This window comes from Bdellovibrio sp. GT3, assembly GCF_037996765.1.
Lineage (GTDB): Bacteria > Bdellovibrionota > Bdellovibrionia > Bdellovibrionales > Bdellovibrionaceae > Bdellovibrio.
This window is the reverse complement of sequence record NZ_JBBNAD010000004.1, coordinates 357,196-376,406: the sequence shown is the minus strand read 5'-3', so window position 1 is coordinate 376,406 and position 19,211 is coordinate 357,196. Positions and strand designations below refer to the sequence as shown.

General features: G+C 45.8%; 19 protein-coding genes. 12 read left to right on the top strand and 7 right to left on the bottom strand.

From position 1 onward, the window contains the following. From AAAA73_RS03455 to AAAA73_RS03435, 5 genes are all read left to right on the top strand, one after another. Nucleotides 1-1,437 (top strand): lipase maturation factor family protein, encoded by a 1,437-nt coding sequence (locus tag AAAA73_RS03455; RefSeq protein WP_340596771.1) that lies wholly within the window; start codon nt 1-3, stop codon nt 1,435-1,437. A 194-nt stretch (nt 1,438-1,631) separates the two neighbouring features. Continuing rightward, complete coding sequence (locus tag AAAA73_RS03450) at nt 1,632-2,135, top strand: hypothetical protein (RefSeq protein WP_340596770.1); 504 nt, start codon at nt 1,632-1,634, stop codon at nt 2,133-2,135. 96 nt (nt 2,136-2,231) lie between these two features. After that, complete coding sequence (locus AAAA73_RS03445) at nt 2,232-3,986, top strand: hypothetical protein (protein WP_340596769.1); 1,755 nt, start codon at nt 2,232-2,234, stop codon at nt 3,984-3,986. A gap of 311 nt (nt 3,987-4,297) precedes the next feature. Further along, entirely contained in the window at nt 4,298-5,350 is a 1,053-nt protein-coding gene (locus AAAA73_RS03440; RefSeq protein WP_340596768.1) for a hypothetical protein, read from the top strand. 271 nt (nt 5,351-5,621) lie between these two features. Beyond that, on the top strand, nt 5,622-6,374 hold the full coding sequence (locus tag AAAA73_RS03435) for a hypothetical protein (RefSeq protein ID WP_340596767.1): 753 nt from the start codon (nt 5,622-5,624) through the stop codon (nt 6,372-6,374). Nucleotides 6,375-6,437: 63 nt separating this feature from the next. Here AAAA73_RS03435 and AAAA73_RS03430 read toward each other — a convergent pair whose 3' ends face one another. After that, nucleotides 6,438-7,607 carry an MFS transporter gene (locus AAAA73_RS03430; RefSeq protein WP_340596766.1) on the bottom strand — a complete coding sequence of 390 codons (1,170 nt, stop codon included), beginning with the start codon at nt 7,605-7,607 and terminating at the stop codon, nt 6,438-6,440. 4 nt (nt 7,608-7,611) lie between these two features. Then, the gene (locus AAAA73_RS03425; RefSeq protein WP_340596765.1) at nt 7,612-8,469 is read right to left on the bottom strand and encodes a PBECR2 nuclease fold domain-containing protein; all 858 of its coding nucleotides are present in this window, start codon (nt 8,467-8,469) and stop codon (nt 7,612-7,614) included. 183 nt (nt 8,470-8,652) lie between these two features. Here AAAA73_RS03425 and AAAA73_RS03420 point away from each other — a divergent pair, with 183 nt between their 5' ends. The 3 genes from AAAA73_RS03420 to AAAA73_RS03410 all read left to right on the top strand — a co-directional run bounded on the left by AAAA73_RS03420 (nt 8,653) and on the right by AAAA73_RS03410 (nt 10,833). After that, nucleotides 8,653-8,967, top strand: a complete 315-nt coding sequence (locus AAAA73_RS03420) for a hypothetical protein (RefSeq protein WP_340597531.1) — start codon at nt 8,653-8,655, stop codon at nt 8,965-8,967. Between the two features lie 223 nt (nt 8,968-9,190). Further along, entirely contained in the window at nt 9,191-9,517 is a 327-nt protein-coding gene (locus tag AAAA73_RS03415) for a hypothetical protein (protein ID WP_340596764.1), read from the top strand. A gap of 32 nt (nt 9,518-9,549) precedes the next feature. Next, nucleotides 9,550-10,833 (top strand): Hsp20/alpha crystallin family protein, encoded by a 1,284-nt coding sequence (locus AAAA73_RS03410; protein WP_340596763.1) that lies wholly within the window; start codon nt 9,550-9,552, stop codon nt 10,831-10,833. A 27-nt stretch (nt 10,834-10,860) separates the two neighbouring features. Here AAAA73_RS03410 and AAAA73_RS03405 read toward each other — a convergent pair whose 3' ends face one another. The 3 genes from AAAA73_RS03405 to AAAA73_RS03395 form a co-directional block, all read right to left on the bottom strand. Next, on the bottom strand, nt 10,861-11,169 hold the full coding sequence (locus AAAA73_RS03405) for a helix-turn-helix transcriptional regulator (protein ID WP_340596762.1): 309 nt from the start codon (nt 11,167-11,169) through the stop codon (nt 10,861-10,863). Nucleotides 11,170-11,282: 113 nt separating this feature from the next. Then, entirely contained in the window at nt 11,283-11,525 is a 243-nt protein-coding gene (locus AAAA73_RS03400; RefSeq protein WP_340596760.1) for a hypothetical protein, read from the bottom strand. A 111-nt stretch (nt 11,526-11,636) separates the two neighbouring features. After that, nucleotides 11,637-12,269: a matrixin family metalloprotease gene (locus AAAA73_RS03395; RefSeq protein WP_340596759.1), complete on the bottom strand. Its 633-nt coding sequence runs from the start codon at nt 12,267-12,269 to the stop codon at nt 11,637-11,639. A gap of 311 nt (nt 12,270-12,580) precedes the next feature. On the opposite strand from AAAA73_RS03395, the gene AAAA73_RS03390 reads away from it, so the two are divergent. The 3 genes from AAAA73_RS03390 (at nt 12,581) to AAAA73_RS03380 (ending at nt 15,058) form a co-directional block, all read left to right on the top strand. Next, nucleotides 12,581-13,576: an isocitrate/isopropylmalate dehydrogenase family protein gene (locus AAAA73_RS03390; RefSeq protein ID WP_340596758.1), complete on the top strand. Its 996-nt coding sequence runs from the start codon at nt 12,581-12,583 to the stop codon at nt 13,574-13,576. Nucleotides 13,577-13,679: 103 nt separating this feature from the next. After that, on the top strand, nt 13,680-14,144 hold the full coding sequence (locus AAAA73_RS03385; protein ID WP_340596757.1) for a hypothetical protein: 465 nt from the start codon (nt 13,680-13,682) through the stop codon (nt 14,142-14,144). After that, the gene (locus AAAA73_RS03380) at nt 14,144-15,058 is read left to right on the top strand and encodes a hypothetical protein (protein WP_340596756.1); all 915 of its coding nucleotides are present in this window, start codon (nt 14,144-14,146) and stop codon (nt 15,056-15,058) included. The genes AAAA73_RS03385 and AAAA73_RS03380 overlap by 1 nt, the downstream gene beginning before the upstream one ends. A gap of 83 nt (nt 15,059-15,141) precedes the next feature. On the opposite strand, the gene AAAA73_RS03375 is transcribed toward AAAA73_RS03380, so the two are convergent. Next, nucleotides 15,142-16,278, bottom strand: a complete 1,137-nt coding sequence (locus tag AAAA73_RS03375; RefSeq protein ID WP_340596755.1) for a sensor histidine kinase — start codon at nt 16,276-16,278, stop codon at nt 15,142-15,144. 201 nt (nt 16,279-16,479) lie between these two features. Next, complete coding sequence (locus AAAA73_RS03370; protein WP_340596754.1) at nt 16,480-17,709, bottom strand: hypothetical protein; 1,230 nt, start codon at nt 17,707-17,709, stop codon at nt 16,480-16,482. Between the two features lie 526 nt (nt 17,710-18,235). On the opposite strand from AAAA73_RS03370, the gene AAAA73_RS03365 reads away from it, so the two are divergent. After that, nucleotides 18,236-19,207, top strand: coding sequence for an HNH endonuclease (locus tag AAAA73_RS03365; protein ID WP_340596753.1), 972 nt, complete (start codon nt 18,236-18,238; stop codon nt 19,205-19,207). Nucleotides 19,208-19,211: the final 4 nt, after the last annotated feature.

Sequence of the window (19,211 nt, the reverse complement as noted above, 5' to 3'; positions counted from 1 at the left end):
TTGGAATCCTATCTCTTTGGTAGTTGGGTAATCTCCAAGGCCCTCGCTCTGTCATATTTCATCGCATTCTTGTCTCTTTCCACACAGGTGCTGGGTCTTTTTGGATCCCGTGGAATTCTGTCCATTGATCATCTGCTTAATCTTCTGGATAAGGAATTGGGCGTCTCACGAATCCGGCACTTTCCTTCGGTGTTTTGGCTTGCCTCCGGAGATTTTACTTTAAAGGCCGCATGCCTTATTGGAATGCTGGCTTCGTCCTTGGCTTTGTTGGGGTTCAGCCAAAGCTGGATGTTGCTGCTATGTTGGCTTTTGTATTTGTCTTTTTGCTCCTGTGGGCAGGTTTTCCTTTCCTATCAATGGGACAATTTGCTATTGGAACTGGGGCTCATAGGACTGTTCTTTGCGCCTTTCGCCATCGAGTGGATTCCCTATGCAAGTTATGCCATCCACCCCATGATATTCGCACTGGTTTGGCTGCTTCTGTTTAAACTGATGTTTTCATCAGGCCTCGTTAAACTAACCAACAAGGATCCTGACTGGAAAAACCTTACCGCTCTCCGCTACCACTATTGGACTCAACCCCTGCCAACTCCCCTGGCCTGGTTTGCTGACAAACTTCCTTTGCCTTTGCAAAAGCTTAGCTGCGCACTCATGTTTGTGATTGAAATTGCCGTGCCATTTTTAATCTTCATTCCGGGCCTGGCAAGCTTCAGTGGTGCGTTGGCTTTGATCCTGTTGCAGGTACTGATTATCCTCAGTGGTAACTTTGCATTCTTTAACCTCATCACATTGGGCATGTGCCTGTCAGTGATTCCTGACCGGTTCTGGATCTTCACTGACACATCCTGGATATTGCCGGTAGGTGTCTCCACAGAAATAGCTGTGGCAGTGCTGGTCATTTTGCTTCCAGGAAATTTGTTTTGGATATTTAAAACGGCTTTTGAAAAAAGTCAGTCCTTGGACTTCATGCTGCCGTGGATGCGAGCCCTCTATCCATTCCGTATCACCAATCCTTACGGGTTATTTGCAGTCATGACCAAAACCCGCCCTGAAATCGTGCTTGAAGGCAGTAACGATAACAATACCTGGCTCGAGTACGAATTCAAACACAAGCCGACAAAGCTCTCTCATCGTCCGACTTTGATCGCCCCCTTTCAGCCCCGCCTGGATTGGCAAATGTGGTTCGCGGCTCTCGAGGGATTCAACGAAAATCTCTGGCTGCAGAATCTTGCGACTCGTCTGCTTGATGAATGCCCTGAGGTACAGGAGTTATTTAAACATGATCCTTTCGAGGGAAAATCCCCCAAATTCATGCGCTTCGTGAAGTACCAGTACCATTTCAGCAACTGGGAAGAGCTAAAAAACACCGGACATTGGTGGAAGCGCGATCATTTTTCCATGTACTCGCCTGTGTTTGAACGTGATGAAGAGCCCTAAGTATCCAAAACTACTGCCTGAAGTTTTGACACCTGTCTAAGTGAAAACGCGCTAATTTCTCTCTGAAAAAAGTTAGACAGTGAAATTTCAGACCGCGTCTCAAGAGTAGCCAGAATAAAAAATAAATTGGAGATTTTTCGCGGAATCTCGCAAACTTGTTTTTAGGGGAAATTCAAACCAAAGGCTAGGTAGTCATGCACAACTATCGGGACTTTATTTTACGCGAACTCGAAAAACGTCAGAAAAAGAATCCGTCTTACTCGCTAAGAGCATTCGCCAGAGATCTGGAAATGCCCAGCTCACGACTCAGTGAAATTCTGAATCGTAAAATGGGACTTTCAGAGGCACGGGCGATCAATCTTGCCGAGCGACTGAATCTGACTCAACCAGAGAAAGAGTACTTTATCGACTTGGCACTCTCAGAACACGCACGCAGTGCGGTTATGAAAGAGATGGCTCTACGTCGAGTCAAGGCTCGAACGGAGTTGATCGAAACGATCGACAGCCGGGATCTCAGCGGTTTATCAGATGGGGCGCATATCGCCATCCAGGTAAAACGCGAACAGTACGCTCATGCACTGGAAAAGATCAAAACTTTCCAGGAGCAATTAGCAAAGGACCTCGAAGCACCCTCGGAGAGTGATTCGGTGTACAACCTGACTGTTCGCTTGCTGGAACCGACAAGTACAAATGAATAAATAACTAGACCCCCTCAAAACTCTTTTGAGGGGGCTTTTTACTTAAAAATCGATCAAAATGAACCGATAAGTGTTTCAAATCGGGAGACTTTGATCGTGATCGTAAGTAAAGCCAGATATACAGCTGCAAGTATTGGTATCGCTCTTTTTATTGGATACTTTTCCGGACTTCAATACTCAGATCTAACCACCAGAAAAGTGGAAACCCAGGACCTGTCCTCCACGAACAAAGTGGAATTTGAAACCTTAAAGCTTAAGCCCTTCCCGAAGGCTGAAGTACTTGCCGCAAAAAAGTTTTCTTCCTTGCGCGCGGCGGATGAATTCGTGGAGCCATTCCATGAACGCCATGATTTTAAGTGGTCACCATCATATGCTGTGTCCGCGCCCTCTTTCGACTCCAAAAACAGACCTTACTTTCGTTACAACGACCGCGAGCAAACTGTCCCCGTAGCCAATGGTTTCCAAACATTGCGCCAAAACTCATGGACTCACTACCCGTTTATGGCCGAGCAACTGCTTCCATTTTACGACAGCAAAGCTGCTGATTTGATTATGCAATCAAAACAGGACATCTTGTGGGATCCCAAGATGGCGGTCTTTGATAAAAACGATCGCATGTACACGGTGCTTCGCATGAAAACCACTGTTTTCAACAAAGACACTTCGTATGTGATGATGTACTCCGACGACAAGGGACTGAACTGGCAGGGACTGCCTTTGGTGGGAACCAAAGACACCGCTTGCATCTTCAGAGTCCTTGGCACGAATGACTGTCCACTTCCACAGTTGTATGATTTGGAACGCCCGCACAGCCGCGCTCCTCTTCAAGGTCCTCCAGCAATGCTTTACTATTTAAGCGACGGAAAACTTCCGGGCTTTGAAAAAGACTACTCCTGGTTGGGAACTGTCGGAAAACTTTACCTGCAACCAATCTCCAGGAATTCCAAAGGACAACTTGAGGCTGAAAAGCCCGTACTCCTAAGCCTTAGCGCCCAGGAGATTGGCTACCGCAGCGGATCTTCGCCCAAGATCATTCGCTCCGGCAACAAGTACTTCGTTGTCTGGCTTGAGGCGAATCGTGAATTCAAACCGAAAATGAACTCCGCGGGACGTGCGATCATCCCTAAGCCCGACGCCAACAATCAGCCCTATTCTGAAATCTGGATTGCTGAATACGACCTTAAAACAAAAAAGGTCAGTAAAAAGCCGATTCTTAAATCCTGGCCGGTCAACGACACTCACAATCAGCCGGGCATCGTTCGCACCTGGAATGGCAACTTGATTGTTGTTTCCGGAGGCCATGGATCTCACTTCATGTCCACTTACTCCCTGAAGCCTGATTCCATTGCAGATTGGAGCAAGGAAGTCCCGATGAACACCGTGGACACAGGATATAAGAGCAACTACAGCTCACCTGTATGGGGTGGAGGCAGTCAAACGTATATCTCCATGATGATTGATGCGAACGACACAGTTCACACCATTTATCGCCAGTGGATGCATGACAAAAAGGTTTTCGATTTCGAATATTTCGGCGCCCTGGTTTATCAGAACGGAAACTTCGACAGAAAAACGAAAACCTTCCGCTGGAATCCTGCTCGCGTTCTTGTGTATCCTAACGCTCCAGAGTACACACACTGGTATCAGGTGATGACTGTGGATCGCAAAGACAATATATATGTTGAATACAGCAACATGAGACCGTACCCACCATATCAGGTGAAGGATGCAAAGGGACAACCGTCATTTGTGTCCCCGTATCTTAACAACGCTCTTCTGCGTTCTGAGAACAATGGCAAGACCTGGTCTCTGGTGTCAGACGATGACCTGAAAAAAGCGCAAATAAAGTAAACAGAAAATTTTAAATAACTTCGCTTCCAAAAATTTGAAGTAAAGAAAAAATGCGATGATGATCCAAATCGAGACAGGATCCATCGCATTTTTCATTCTTATGTTAATCGTTCGACGGTTCCCTGTTGAATTCCTTGGGGAAATTTCGCTCACTGTCTCATTCGAGAATGTTTCATTGACTCCAAAAGATGAGAATTTTCCTGATTGTTAACTACTCTTTTTACAGTGTTACTCAGCTTTACAGCGGCGACGATTTTAAGCCCTTTCCGGTTGGCACAACCGATGCATTAACGTCTGGCATAGGGGTAATTATGAAAAAGACAAATGCATACATCTCGATTCTCTCTCTAGCTGCTTTATCTGCTTGTGCTCCACAGGACATGAGTTTCACACAATCCACGCTGGCTTCCTCAAGTCCAGGTCAGTCGGATACAGTTATTCCTTCACGCGGACTGTCTCAGGATTTCAGGATCCAGGAGAATTCCAAAATTGATATTCTTTTCGTAGTCGACAACTCCGGTTCGATGGCGGAAGAACAAGCTAACATGTCATCCAGAATCAATGGCTTCATGGGCTTGGTGGATCATTTGGACTGGAGAGTCGCTTTAACGACGACAGACCCTCGTATCAATACTGCCGACTCCAGTGGCATGAATGCCGCTTGGGGTGACGGACAAATGAGATTAATGAATGGCAAACGCTTTTTAAGCAATGCCGATGGCTCTTCACAAGCACAGGCTGCTTTGGCTGACGCTATTAAATTGGGTGATAAAGGTAATGGTGACGAACGCCCTATCTATAGTATCTACCGTGCTATCGAGCGTGACGTTGCCTTGCCAGCAGCAGACAGATTCTTCCGTACTGATTCCAACCTTGTCGTGGTTATTATCTCGGATGAGGATGAGTGCAGTAATGGTCAATGTACCACTGGTTTTGATGTATCAAAATCTCAACCTTCAAACCTTGTAAGCCTTGTCCGCTCCAGACTGGGCTCTGAAAAAGTCATGATGGTTGATACGATTGTTAAGTCTCCAGGCGACAACTCCTGCACGACTTCCAATCAGCCTGCTCCAGTACTGATTTCCCTGGCTCAGATGACTGGTGGTATCGTAGGTTCAGTTTGCGCAACAGACTATACTGCGATCTTGAAAAATGCCGGTGACGCTGCGGTATCATTGACAAGATCTGTGTCCTTAAGCTGTAAGCCGATTGATGCAGACAACGATGGTAAAGTTGATTTAGTAATCAAAGACTCTGCTGGCAACGTGATCTCTTCCGGTTACTCTGTAAGCGGTAATATCGTAACGTTCCAGGCTTCCTTGGTAAACGGTAACTATAAAGCAGACTACCGTTGCGCGATGTAATCTTGAATTAATCTAATAAACCTCGGTTGAAAAAACCGGAGTTTCCCTAAAAGCCCAACCATGGTGGTTGGGCTTTGTTTTTTTCTGAGACACCACTCAAAACTGTCAGCCCTATTTTGTCAGCTTCGTCGTATGCAAATGAGACCTGAGCAAACCCCACCTTACTCCCCTTCTAACTCTCTGAAAATGCTGTGCTAAATGGCGTGTTTCTAAATGAAATATGGCATCCCAGTTGCTTAATAGATCTGTAGAACAGGTGCACGGGGGCTTTATGAAAATGTCTAATTTGAAAAATGGTTTAATGACGGTTCTTTTGATTGCAGGTGCGGCGGCTCTAACAGGTTGCGGATCATCTGGTGCACAATCAACTGATTTTGCAAGTCGTGAAGTCATCACTTCAACTACTGACGCCGACAAAAAAGCCCTTGCTGTTTGTAACTCCACTTCCACTGCAGGCCTTGCTGCCCGCCAAATGGCTTACACAGAAGGCAGCAGCTACCGTATGGATTTGGTTTGGGTCAAACTCACAACTCTTCCTACAGGTTTTGCTGCAGGCTCCTCTTATATCTCGATGTGGAAATGGTATGCGAACTCCAACGGCACCACTTACTTGAATTCCTCAGCAGTGCCTTTGGCTCTTTATGATACTCAAGCGAAAAAATTTATCACTTCCTGGGGCACATCCATCAATTGGACTTCGATCTCTGCATTGGCTCTGTCAATGGGTTACGGTGAACCGGCGTCTTTCTTTGGCCGCGTGATCATACTTGCGAATCTTCAGGATTATAATGGTGATTATGATGTTTTGAAAATCACGGCCTATAGCTCATCCACAAACAAAGCCATCACTGAAATCAACGGCTTGTTGCCAATGTTCACGGCCAATCCAAATGCATATGCTACTGAAAGCTCCGGTGCCGCTCGCGCTTCGGTTCTGCAAAAGCTTCATCCATTTTACTCTTATAAAAGCTCTGGTTACACAACGACTCAGTACCAGGACATGGCTAAAAATTATTGCTTCTAATTTTAACCTTATTTGAACAACCCCCTAAGACGCCAGCTGTCCCCCACGGTTGGCGTTTTTCTTTTAGGCGATGTTTGAATCCTCTTGAGGTTTGTGTCGCTCAAAGAAGTACTCGTAGCTGTTGATAAGAAGAAAAGACAGCAGACAATAAAATGGTCCCAGCAACATGGCAAAGGCAATGCCTTTAAGATCCGTCAAGTACCCCACTAGCAAATGCATTCCAACCAGCATCATCGAGTCTGTTGCCATCATATAGGAAACCGCCGAATCCAAGTCTGTGGGAAATTTAGAAGAGATCCAAGTGATGGCCAGCGGATAAAATGGAGCCACCGTAAACCCCGTGATCGGAAGAAAAATCGGATTCCAGTGAACTCCGGCATAAATACAGATTGAACTCAGCACTACTGCTCCCGAAAGCTGCACACGTAAACTAAATGGAAGTTTAATCAATGCAAACAACGTTCGGCCGATCAACATACCAACAAAAAAGTAAGTGACGTACAAGGCCGACATCTCCATGTCATAGTTCATCACCCGTCTCATAAACAAAGCCAATCGCGACGAAACCATGATTTCCGCACACACGCAGAAGCTGACCATAAACGCCAAAAACATCTGGGGCTTGAAATTGCGTGCTTTGTTTAGTTTATGATTTTCCGGAACAAACTCGGCCTTTTTATGAAGATTTTCATGACTGCCGTGGAATGTATAAAGCAACAATCCCAACGGCACCACCGTGATAATCCCGAATGTCCAGCGCCAGCTGCCGGTCACATGCTCCACAGAAGCTGCAATCAAGGGCGAGCAGAAACTTGCCACCCCATACATCGCGTGCAGGCCCGAAAGCAGCTGTTGCTTGCGATTTTCGCTTGAGCCCAACGGCACCAATACGTTGGGAATCAATCCCACAATCCCAAGACTCATCCCGAATGTCAGAGAGAAAAACAGAAAAACATAAAAGTGCGGAGCCGTCGCCAGACCTATCAAAGAAAAAATCAATGCAATCGCCCCGCTGCGCAAAACACTAAGGCGATCAAAGCGGCGAAGCAGAAAGCGCGCCAGATAGCTGGCAAGAAACCCTGAAATAGAACTCAGGGCGAACATCCATGATCCCATGGAGTCGTTCACCGCAAACTCTTTCATAATTTCAGGAAATAGTGGCCCGCGCACATTGTCGCTCAGGCCAAAAACGAACAGACTGATATAGGACAGAATAATGTAAGGCCAGATCATCGGATTAGTGCGAAGATTCCTGGCTTACTTCCTCGGCCTGTAGGTTTTCACCTTGTCGGTAACGATCCACCAAAGCCTCATCCGTCGTCGGGAACGAGAACAGCAATGAGTGAACATTGGTTTCGTCGTCTTCCTGGGTGATGGCCACATAAACCAGATCCTTCGTCTCGTGATCCGGGAACTCCTTGATGAAGCTCACCAGCACGTGGCCTTCGGTATCGGTTTTTCTCCAGATTTCATCTGCGGACTCGATCGTTTCCTCACGTAATTCTGCGTAGTCCTGGAATTGCTCCTGCGCAATGTCCTTGTCTGTGCGCACCTTCATCATCGCTTGATAAAGACCCACAGCCAAAGGATCACCTTCAAGCATTGCATCACCTTCGATGGCGCCTGCGGAAGCTTCGGCATAATTTCTGTCGTAAACCATCTCACCTTTTTGGTAATGATGCCAAACGTTGGAGTCACGGGTTGGGAAATGCATGAAAACGAAAGTGGGATACTCTTCTTCTTCAACCATGTACGCGATCGCAATGTACTTAAAGGCCGTTGCACCCTCTTCATACTCACGAATGAAATAGTAAACTGCGTAATCTTCTATGGACTCGCTATCCATCCAAACTTCATCCGGATCATCCAATGTGGACTCCAAATAATTTTCCCGGGCCATTTGCTCTTCGTCAGTAAAATCATCCGGTGTGCGGTAGGATTGATACTCATCCTGAAACTTTTTAATCGCTGTTTCAAAGTAGCCATAAAGGTCCTTTTCGGTTTCGAAAATCAGACCGGCTTTTTCATCGACGACGATATATTCTTTTTCAGTGATAGATTTTGACTTAACAGGACGAGTTTTAGCTTTGGCCATCGTGGCTCCTTATTGCCTATTATGGAGAGAAATCCACCCTGCCAACAACAGGAAAAAAATCTGACACGACAAGCCCCGTCATGACCATGCGTTTTCCTCTTGCAACTCTCCATTTTCTTCCCCAACATTCAAATTATGTTGTGCCATTAAATGGTTTTTCCAAGGTGCAAGGAGGCGATCTTGGTGAATATTGAAGAGACAAGTCTTGAACGAATGGAAGCACTTCTCTCACACTCCGCAATGGGTGTTCATGTTCTGTTTGATAACACAACCATCGCGAAGGCTCTGAAGGAAGTCACAGACGACAAGGACTTCTACAGCTTTGATAAGATGAAGAAGGTCCAAGACGTGATGACCGAGCTCATTGCGCGCAAAACCTATTTTGAAAAAATGGCGTATTTGCAGGCTTTGGACTCAGACTCCCATCAAATGCTGATCCGCGCCTATTTTCACATTGTGGAAAATACGGTTCGCGCGAATCACGAGCACTCTCACTAAAAGCCGCTTCCAGTTAAGCGGTTTTTTTATGACACTTTCTCGAGGGAAAGTGTTTAATTCCTATTCAATTTACCCAACATTTCAGGACAAATCCGGGATCTTGATTTTTGTGTCGATCTCTTAGAGTCCTAAATCGACATCAACACCGAAAAATAATGCAACGCGGAATTCCGATGATATCCTGATTTCATGTTTTCCCACCGCAAAGCCGATAGGGGATATTGTGAAATATCGACGTCTCTTATCGGCTTTCTTTTTTTCCCTGATCCCGATGCTTGCACAAGCTGAGTATCGAGTCTTCGTATTGAAGATCTCCACCTCCGCCAAGCCTTCGGAAGGACAAGACGCTTCCGAGAACACCGAACCCGCCTTTCGTCTGGTTGAAAGCACCTTGGATCCTGAACAGTATCGCGCCTTCTACCCGGTCGCAGCCGATGAAACCATCACCTACATCGATACCTGGCGCTGCTATGGCCGCACTGGCGGCATGAAACCCTTGTGCCCCAACCCTAAGGGCCAGATTCCCTCCGAAGAAAACCCAGGACCCTAGTACCACTGCCTCTTTTTGATACACTAGTGGATATGTCATCTATCGACAATTCCACACGCAAATCCAATCAAGCCGAACTGTCTGAACTTCAGACCGAGCACAATCGTAAGAAGAAACAGATCACCAAGGAAAATGAAGGTCAGCTTGAAGACCTGCGTGGATACTACGCCGATAAAAAGGAATCCGTTCGCGAATCCAATGAGGCTGCGATCAATCACATCCGCGACCGCCAAAAGGAAATGGTTGAGGATTCCGCCCAGAAGCGCGCTGCCCTTTCAGATAACTACAACGCGCGCACAGCAACTCTGCAAAAAGACTACGACCAAAAAGTCACTGACACTCGCAACAAGCGTCGTGAACAATTGGAAACGGTTCAAGTGGAATCCAATCAAAAAATCAAAGACACTCAGGATCACGCTCAAAAACAAATAGCCGGCATCAGTGAGCGTTCGGCCAGCGAAATCCAAAAATCCAAAGAGCGCTACAATAAAGACATCCGAGAGGTAAACACCTTCGGCCAAAAGCGCCTGGATAGCGCCCATGAACAAAACGAGAAGTCTCTATTAAATGAAATAGAGCGCGGCAAGCTTGCGCAGACAAAACTGCGCACCAATCAGGAAGAGGACTTCTCGAAACAACGCTCCACTGGCGAAAAGAAAATCGCCATTCAACAAGAACAACAACAAAAGCAATTGACCCGTTCGGAGACCGAGTTCCAAAAGGACTATGAGCAGCAACAAAAGCACTGGGATTCGAAAGAAAAGAATTTGAATAATCAGTACAGCCAACGAGTCATGCAAAACAAGAAAGCTTATGAAAAGGAACTGAAGACTCAGAATCAGCATTTTCAAAGCACTTACTTGAAAAACAACGAAGCCAATAAAGAGTCATTGAATATCCAAGAGGATATGTATGCAAAAGAACTTGCGGTGACTCGTGAAAAGTTCTCCAAGCAGGCAGCCAAGTACGAAAGCAAAGAGCACGATCCTTTTTATAAGGTCGAAAATCGTGGCAGCCAAATGCAGGAGACTTCCGACTATTACGTATTAAGAGCCTTCGTCCCTGAGCACGAAAAGGATTCCGTGCGCGTGACGGTTCAAAATGACCGCGCCACTGTTTCCGGCCAGCGTTCTTTCAAAGATAAAATTGAAAATGAGAACAAGAAAACCACCAGCAGCAGCTTCCAGACATTCCGTGAGGAGTTTGCATTCGAAAAACCCATCGTCAGCGAGGGCATGACCCGCGAGCGCGATGGGGACTGGGTGGTTTATACGATTCCGAAAATGACATCCATGGGATTTAACCGCAAAGCTTAATCAAAAAAAAAGGGACCTTGCGGTCCCTTATGACAGTTCGAACTTCGGCACTTGGCACGGATTCAAAAGATCTTCCAGGAAAAATGCCGCTAACTGATGACGTCCCTCTACGGCTGCTTTCTTGTATAGAATCAATGCTTGCTGTCGAACAGTAGTCTCTGAAGTTCCACGAGATTGCGAAATAGCGCGCAAGCTCAGTCCCTTCAATAGCAACAAACCGATGTCACCTTCGGTCTTCGTAAGCCCCCATTTTTGAAATTGGCGTTGAACAACAGGATGAAGTCCGCCAGTGGGGATACATACGTGTGCACAATTTGACTTGATGATGTCCTGCATGGAGTTCTCCTCTAGAGAACATCAAATGCGAAAATTTCTTATATGTCATCTAACATGTGTTTGGTGACATATAAAAATAGGTATTTATTTACTCAGAGTGAATTAAACGGAGTTTAGGCCTTCAAAAGATAACGCACTTCGCGCATAACAAAACTAAATCTAGTTTGCATATCATTAAGCATCTCAAGATTAGCATGCAATTGATTGATAGCATCGACTTCCTGAACAGGTTTATCTGAAAGTTCGTGATAACTTGTATGAGAAACAGTTTCTGACGGAGCAAATGATCCAACGAATGCTTCAGTAGTCGCAGTTTCTTGAACTTGTACTGTTTCGTTTTTTCCAATCACTCTCATCGCGAACTCCTGATTCTGTGCGCCTTTCAAGGCGCCGACATAAAAGTCTATTTCTAAAAAATCACTTCTCAACTTAAATTAACTTACATAAAACTTTTACAAGCCGAGTCACTAGTACTCGCACTTCAGATCCGTTGTATCCTGCTCTGACAGCTCCGTGCGATCGTCGTTGTTCTTCAAATACGTCGCCATTACAGATCCGCCGTCGTCATTATGTTTGAGTCCCAAAACATGTCCCATCTCGTGCAAAATCAAAGCTTCGATATTCACACCAGAGCCCGTCCCCTGATTCCAATAGAAGCTAAAGAATGGCTTGCTGGTTTCCGGGTCAACTTTGGCATTTACACGGATGTCTGTTTCGCGAATCTGATCACCCGTCCACAGGATCGTGGTTCTGGCTTGCTCAGAGGCTTTTTCTGTTTCCCAGGTATTCATGAAATAGATGACGTTTTTACCATCGGTACGGGGCTGATTGGGGCCACTCACTCGAGGAGTCGTTACGATATTAAAGAGTCTGCGACCGGATTTACGCTCCCAAGTCTGAGCGGCACTAACGATAGCAGGAATAAATTCATTTGGAACAGAGTCATGCAAGTACATCGTCACTGGAACGTCAGCTTTCCAGGAAACACGCTCGCCATAAACGTTTTGTACAAAGCCACAGTCACTCTGAGACTTAGGAGCACAGGCTTCTAACAACAAAGCCATAACCACAAGTGCTGCAACTCCAATATATCTGAACATGAGCGTGTCCTCCTGACCTTACCTATTACAAAGTCAGGACCACCTTGCTCCACCGACGGGACACCGATAACACGTTGAAATTCCATAGTTTTTAAATAATTACAGTTTTCGGCATTCGGCGCGTGAGACAGGCACTCCCCTGTCCAGATCACAGGCAACCCCGGGTTTCAGAGCTAAATATCTGTTTTTACTGGATTATTTGTCGTAAAAGTTTTAGACACCCCGTCGCCGCAAATGGGGAGTTTTAAAACCAATTTATTGAGGTTTGAGCCCAAACTTGATAAGTCTGTTTCATTCTGAAAGGCGAAACTATGATGAAACTGACTGTAATCCCTGGTGATGGCATTGGCCCTGAAATCATGTCCCAAGTAATCCGCGTGCTTAAACACGTTCATGCTCCATTTGAGTATGAAGAGCACCAAGCCGGCGAAATCGCTTTGGCTAAATTGGGCGACCTTCTTCCTCAAAACACCATTGATTCCATCAACAAAAACAAATTGGCGATCAAGGGACCTACGACCACTCCAGTGGGCGGTGGCCACAAGTCCATCAACGTGACGATGAGACAAAAATTTGACCTTTACGCCAATGTCAGACCAGTTCGCTCCCTTCCCGGCGTTCAGTGTGTCGCTTCTGACGTTAATTTGACGATCGTGCGTGAAAATACTGAGGACCTTTACGCTGGTATCGAGCGCATGGTTGATGAAAACACTGCGGAGAGCATCAAACGCATCACTCGCCGTGGCTCTGAAAGAATCGCGCGCTACGCTTATGACCTGGCTCAAAAAACCGGTCGCAAACAAGTGGCGATCGTTCATAAAGCCAACATCATGAAAATGTCTGACGGCTTGTTCTTGAAAGTCGCTCAGGAAGTTGGCTGGCAGTATCCAAACATCCAAACGAAAGATGTTATCGTTGATAACGCCTGCATGCAGCTAGTGACTCGCCCACAGCAATTCGACGTAATTGTTACTGAGAACCTGTACGGCGATATTCTTTCTGATCTTTGCGCAGGCCTTGTTGGTGGATTGGGCGTTGTCCCAGGTGCCAATATCGGTGAAAAAGCAGCTATCTTTGAAGCCGTTCACGGTTCCGCACCAGATATCGCTGGTCAAAACAAAGCCAATCCAACAGCTTTGCTTCAATCTGCAGTGATGATGCTGCAACACGTGGGTGAAGGCGCTAAAGCTGACTCTATCATGAAGGCTTTGATCGCAGCTTTGTCTGATATCAACGCTCGCACTGGTGACTTGGGCGGTAAAGGGACAACTCAGTCCTTCACAGACGCTATCATCCAAAAACTGTAATCCGTAAATTTATCTTTATAAAAACAAAGGCCGCTTAAGGGAAACTTAAGCGGCCTTTGTTTTTTTACTTTCCTCCAGACCTAAACATCCTTAGCATTATGGTATGAAAAAATCCTGTTTGCTGCTGAGTTTATGCTTTCTCTTTTCCGCCTGTGCCACTAATCAAAAAAGTCGACTTGCAACGACACTGACCGGTGTGGGCGTCGGTGCCATTGCCGGAGCTGCGACTGCACCTGACGACGAACGCCCGGAGCTTCATGCCATGTACTGGGGTGGTATCGTGGGAGTTATCGCCGCTGTTGCTGCCAACATGTACTTTGATGACAACAAAGAGCTCGACATGGCCAAGATGGAAAACGACAAACTGAAGGCGCAGTTGGACTTCTTCCAAAGTGGCACGGCCACGCTTTTAAAAGAAACCAAAGGCAGCGCCGACAAGCGCTACTTCCAAAGCGGCAAAGCGCAGATCCGTCTATACAAAATCGACCAATGGGTCGACGACGGACCTAATAAGAAATATCACCGCGATCAAATGATTGAAATTCTGCCCCTTGAAAAGGGCCAGTAATGAAAAAACATCTCTGGCAGATTTTATTTGCAGCGAGTGTTATCTGGGCCTCAGTGGTGAGCGTCCTTTACTGGCAATTAAAATCAAATCCCAGAGTCGTCGCCATCACCACGGACATGGCCGGTGTCGATAATACCCAACCGCAAACAATCCAGCTTACCGAGATGGAAAAAGGCACGTTCCTGCGCCAGTACCTGGAAAGATACTTCACTTACGATTCCAATAATTTTTGGCAGTCGCAAACTTCTTTGACCTTTTTGATGGCGCCGGAGTTGCGCGAAAAACGAATTCAGGAAATCCAACGCCTGCGCGATAAAATCCAAAGCAAATCCCTGAACCAAAAAAGCACTCTACTGACGCTGAATCAAACCGATCGCAGCCATTACTCCGCCCTTCTGGCAGTGCAGATCAGCGAAGCTCCGGGACGTGTGAACACACTCTACGTTAATGCCTCCCTTAAAATCGAAAGCACCGAAAGAACACTGGAAAACCCGTGGGGACTTATGATCACAAAATTGGAGTTCCCACAGACTTCACCGGCGGCGCCTGCAGCGGCAAATACATTGGCATTGCGTGAAAAGACACCTCTGATCATCACTTTCCCCTGCGCCATTGAAAACATCCAGGGCGAGCCGGACTCGGTCCTGGAAACAAAAATCACGACTCTTAATATTTCTGAAGTTCAGATCAACTCGGCCAATAAGCTAAGCGAAATGGTTAAATTAACCGCTTACTGCAAGGACAAAGAATATCACTTCCAAGTGAGTGCCGCAGACAAAACGGCTGACGTATTCAGAGCATTCTCTGTCGACGTCGCCCAAGTCCGTAAGGACTCTGGAGCTGGTAAGCCCAAAAAGAAAGATCGCTACGATAAGACCATTGAGAATGTTTTAGGAATTGAAGTAGAAAATTAAAAGGTGCCAGGTCCTAGTTCTTATCACTCTGCGATAAAAACTAGGACCTGGCACCTTTTATGAAAACTAGGACCTGGCACCTTTTATGATACTGACATTTGAGCTGTGATTTTTGGAATGACCATGATCACTTGAGTACCGACTCCCACACGAGAGCGGATTTGCAAATCTCCACCGACGGCCTGCAATGTTTTGCGGGCATCATACAAACCTAAACCATTGCCGTTTTCTTTACCGAAGCTTTTGCCTTCGTTCATAAGTTGAGGAAGAACTTCCTCGGGAATACCACTGCCGTTATCCATGACTTGTAAAAGCCAGTTTTGATCGCGATCCAATAAAGAAATACTAACTGAAGCCTCAGATTCAGGGGCTGCTTCAATTGAATTATTCAAAATATTGCCCAATACACGAAGCAGTTTCATTTCATCCAGTGGCAATTGCAACTTTTCAGCTTTCACATGCTGATGCCACGTAAATTCGATTTGTGGATAAGAAAACTTATATTCTTTCAACAGGCGATCTGCGACTTGAATAATATCCGTCTGGTCCCCTGCTGGTTTACTTGCCTTTATTGCAACTTCATTTTTTTCGTGACCTGATCTGCCACGCAACAACAAGTCATCGGCGATACCACGAATTCTGCCCACAGCCAGACTTAGAAGTTCTTTCTTTTCATTGCTCATCTCATGGGAAAGCTGAGTCAATGTGGTCAAGGCCATCAATGGGCCGCGAATGTCGTGAGCGACTTGACGGGAAATTTCAGAGATTTCTTTATTACGCTCAAGTTCTGACTGAAGCTTTTGTTCCTGCATGCGATTCAATAGTTCACGGCGGGAACCGAAGGACACAAACATCAAGCCCAAAAAAACACCAATCAAAAAGATCGGGGAAGTCACAGTTTTTAAAGCCAGATCCGTGCTGCTATAGCAGACCTGCACCTGACCTGCCGGCAAAGAGTACAATGTAATTGGAATGTTGTTCTGAAATGAGCAAAGACCTTCGGTTGGCTTCACAGAAACATTGGCAACTGAACTGTGAACCTCTTTAAGCTGTCCAAGAATCTTATCCAGAAGAGTTGAATCCTGCTTTACTAAAAGGGATTTCGCGATGTCCTCTTCCCAGATAGAAAAGTACTGCGCCACCGACCCTTGAGCTCTATTCACTTCCAGAACGAAGCTCAGAACTGAAATTGCCGCCACCACCAGAATGAAAGCGGTCATCCAAGGTAAAGAGCTGCGTTTAATAAGGTTTAGGGACGGTTTTATCATACCCTATGGTAAAGCAAGGACTGCTCCACCCCGCCCGAAACCACCGTGGGTTTGGGCGCTCAAAGGATAGACAGGTGCCATTTCGTGAATGACGTATCAATTTGAGATTGGTATAGGGAACTATACCGCCACCGTGGCGGTACTCGGAAATATCTAAGGCTTTTCAACTAAGGCGTTTTTTAGACCATTAAGCTCTACTAGTCCGCAGCCACCAGGAGCTCCCTTACCACCGGTTTTGCCAGATTTCCCAGGGGCACCATCCTTGCCCTTAACAGCAGGCTTGCAAACTTTGTAACCATCCAAATCACCCGGAGAACCACCTTTGCCACCCGGTTTACCAGGGGCTCCTTCGCCGCCTTTGCCACCTTGGCCTGGCTTCAATGAAACCTTCAATGCGAAGCTGTCATGCTCTTCAATTTGCACGAACAGATTACCGGTGTCGCCACCGCGGGCGCCATTTTCACCATCCGCACCGTTTTCACCGTCTTCTCCATCTTCGCCATTCGTAGGCTGTTTAAGGCAGCGAATATTAATTACGCCACAGCTGCCCCGACCTCCATCGTACGCATCACTGCAATCACCGTCTCCGTCTGACTCACCGTCTTCACCCGGAAATCCGTCACGACCCGAAAAGGCTCGAGTGATAGATTGCAACTCTGCACCTGACCGACCATTCTTACCGTCAACACCATTTAGGTTGATTGATAGAAAGCCAGAGGCATGCTTCGCACGAAGGGTGATGGAACCTCCGGTTTTTTGTGATTCTTGAGTCAGGGATTCACCGGAATTGAAATTGATAATTCTTGATTTCGGACGAGCATAGATTTTGTTTGCTTCGATGGATAGGAGGAAGCCGTTGGTTTGCAATGTTGACTCATCATTTAGGTACAGGCGACCTAACTTTAAATTCGTATCTTTACTTAGGGGATAAAGTTCAGATATCACCATATCCAAGGGCACTTCAACTATTTCAGTAGAATTCAAAACCATGACACCAGCGCTATTAAATGCAGTAATAGTAAAGTTCAACGACCTTCCGCCAACAGTCTCGATAACCATCCCAGAGTGCGAATTTGGGATTACATTACCCTGGCTAATATACACTACCACACCCTCGACAGTCGGATAGTTAATGGAAACCGAATATTGATTTGGTGCTTTCCCTTCGCGAACCTCAAATACAAAATCCTTCGCCGTAAGCGTTTGCTTTTTCAAAGCCTCTTGCTTAATACGCTCAAGCTCATTCGCGACTTCTTCAGCCGTTGCTACGCTTTGGTCTTTATCCTCTTCGGCTCCGTCCTTTTTAAAAGAACAACCAATTCCATACATCAGAATAAAGCCTGTTAATAGAAACGCCGAATAAAACTTCGCATTGGTTTTCATAAACACCTTTATAGTGCTAATAACTGAAAACCTCCACTGTCAGGTTTTTTGACAGGAATAAGATTCAAAACTGTATTTTGTCTACGCAGATCCTTCCTTCCTGAATGACTTATTTCCCTATTCTCTATTTAAAAGGTACTGCCAGTCACCCGACCGCCGGCAAAAAAACCGCTTCACCGCCACGGTGGCGGTACCGTTAGTATTCGCTGAATGATATCTTGATTTTAAGCGCCAAAGTCCCAGATGCAAATCCGACCTCTCTTTTTTTATTCAAATAGGCGACTAAATTTCGCGACAATTACAAAAGAAAAACACAGAAAATAGTCATTGACGGAAAAAACCAATCCACCAATTTAGCCAGGATTAGCGATTTGGCTTTTATTTTTTAAAATATGCTTTTTCGAATTATCGCTCCACCAGACGGCAATTACGCACATACCGAATGAGTTCGCAATACCTCCGGTATCTTCCAAAATATTGCCTATAAAATCCCGTGTTATGTTGTCTCCACATTCAGGAGACAACGATGATGAATTTAAAAATGCTAAACCAAACCGAACTAGATCAAAGAATCAAATCGCTGGCGCAAAAAGAGCGCGACCTGCTCTATGAAGTTTTACTGACCATTAAAGAAATCGACTGCCGCCGCACCTATCTTGAGTTGGGCTTTGGAAGTTTGTTTGACTATCTGGTTCAGGGTGTCGGCTACTCTGAGGGAAGCGCGCAACGACGTATCGATGCCGCTCGCCTGCTTAAAGAAATTCCCGATATCGCAGTAAAAATTCAAAGCGGCGAAATCAAACTCAATCAAATCTCCATGCTGCAAAAGGCTTCGCGGGAAGTATTTAAAACACAATCCAAAAAAGTAAGTGCCCAAGAAAAAATAGAAATTTTGGCAAGTCTTTGCCACAAAAATCACACCCAATCCCAACAGCAGGTTACGGAGTTTTTTGATTTGCCGGTCATTGAAGCCACGAAACAAACAGTTCAAGCCGATGCAAGTGTTCGTTTTGAACTCACTCTATCCAAGGAGGCCTTTGCTAAAATCAAACGCGCCCAAGAACTGCTGTCGCATACAGTCTCCAATGCAGACCTGGGGCAATTTTTTGAATTTTTAGCAGACAAAGTAATCGCTCAAAAAACCGGAAGCAAATCATCCGCAAAAAATGCTGATCCCGTGACGACTAAAGCAACCTGTCGTCAAAGCTCAAACACTTCAATTGTGGCCGAGCCAAAGCTCACCGCCACAGTGGCGGCAAAAGAAGCCAATCGGCCCTCATTAAAGATTAAGCGCCTGCTTCACGGCGAACAAAAATGCTGCCAATATATTGACCCAAAAACAGGACGCCAATGTAACAGCTCTTGGAAACTGCAAATCGATCACAAACACAGTCAATGGGCCGGCGGCGATCATTCATTTCAGAACTTACAAATCCTTTGCGCGGGACACAACAAAATGAAATATCGCAAAGAAACAGCAATAAAATATCTATCTTAACGAA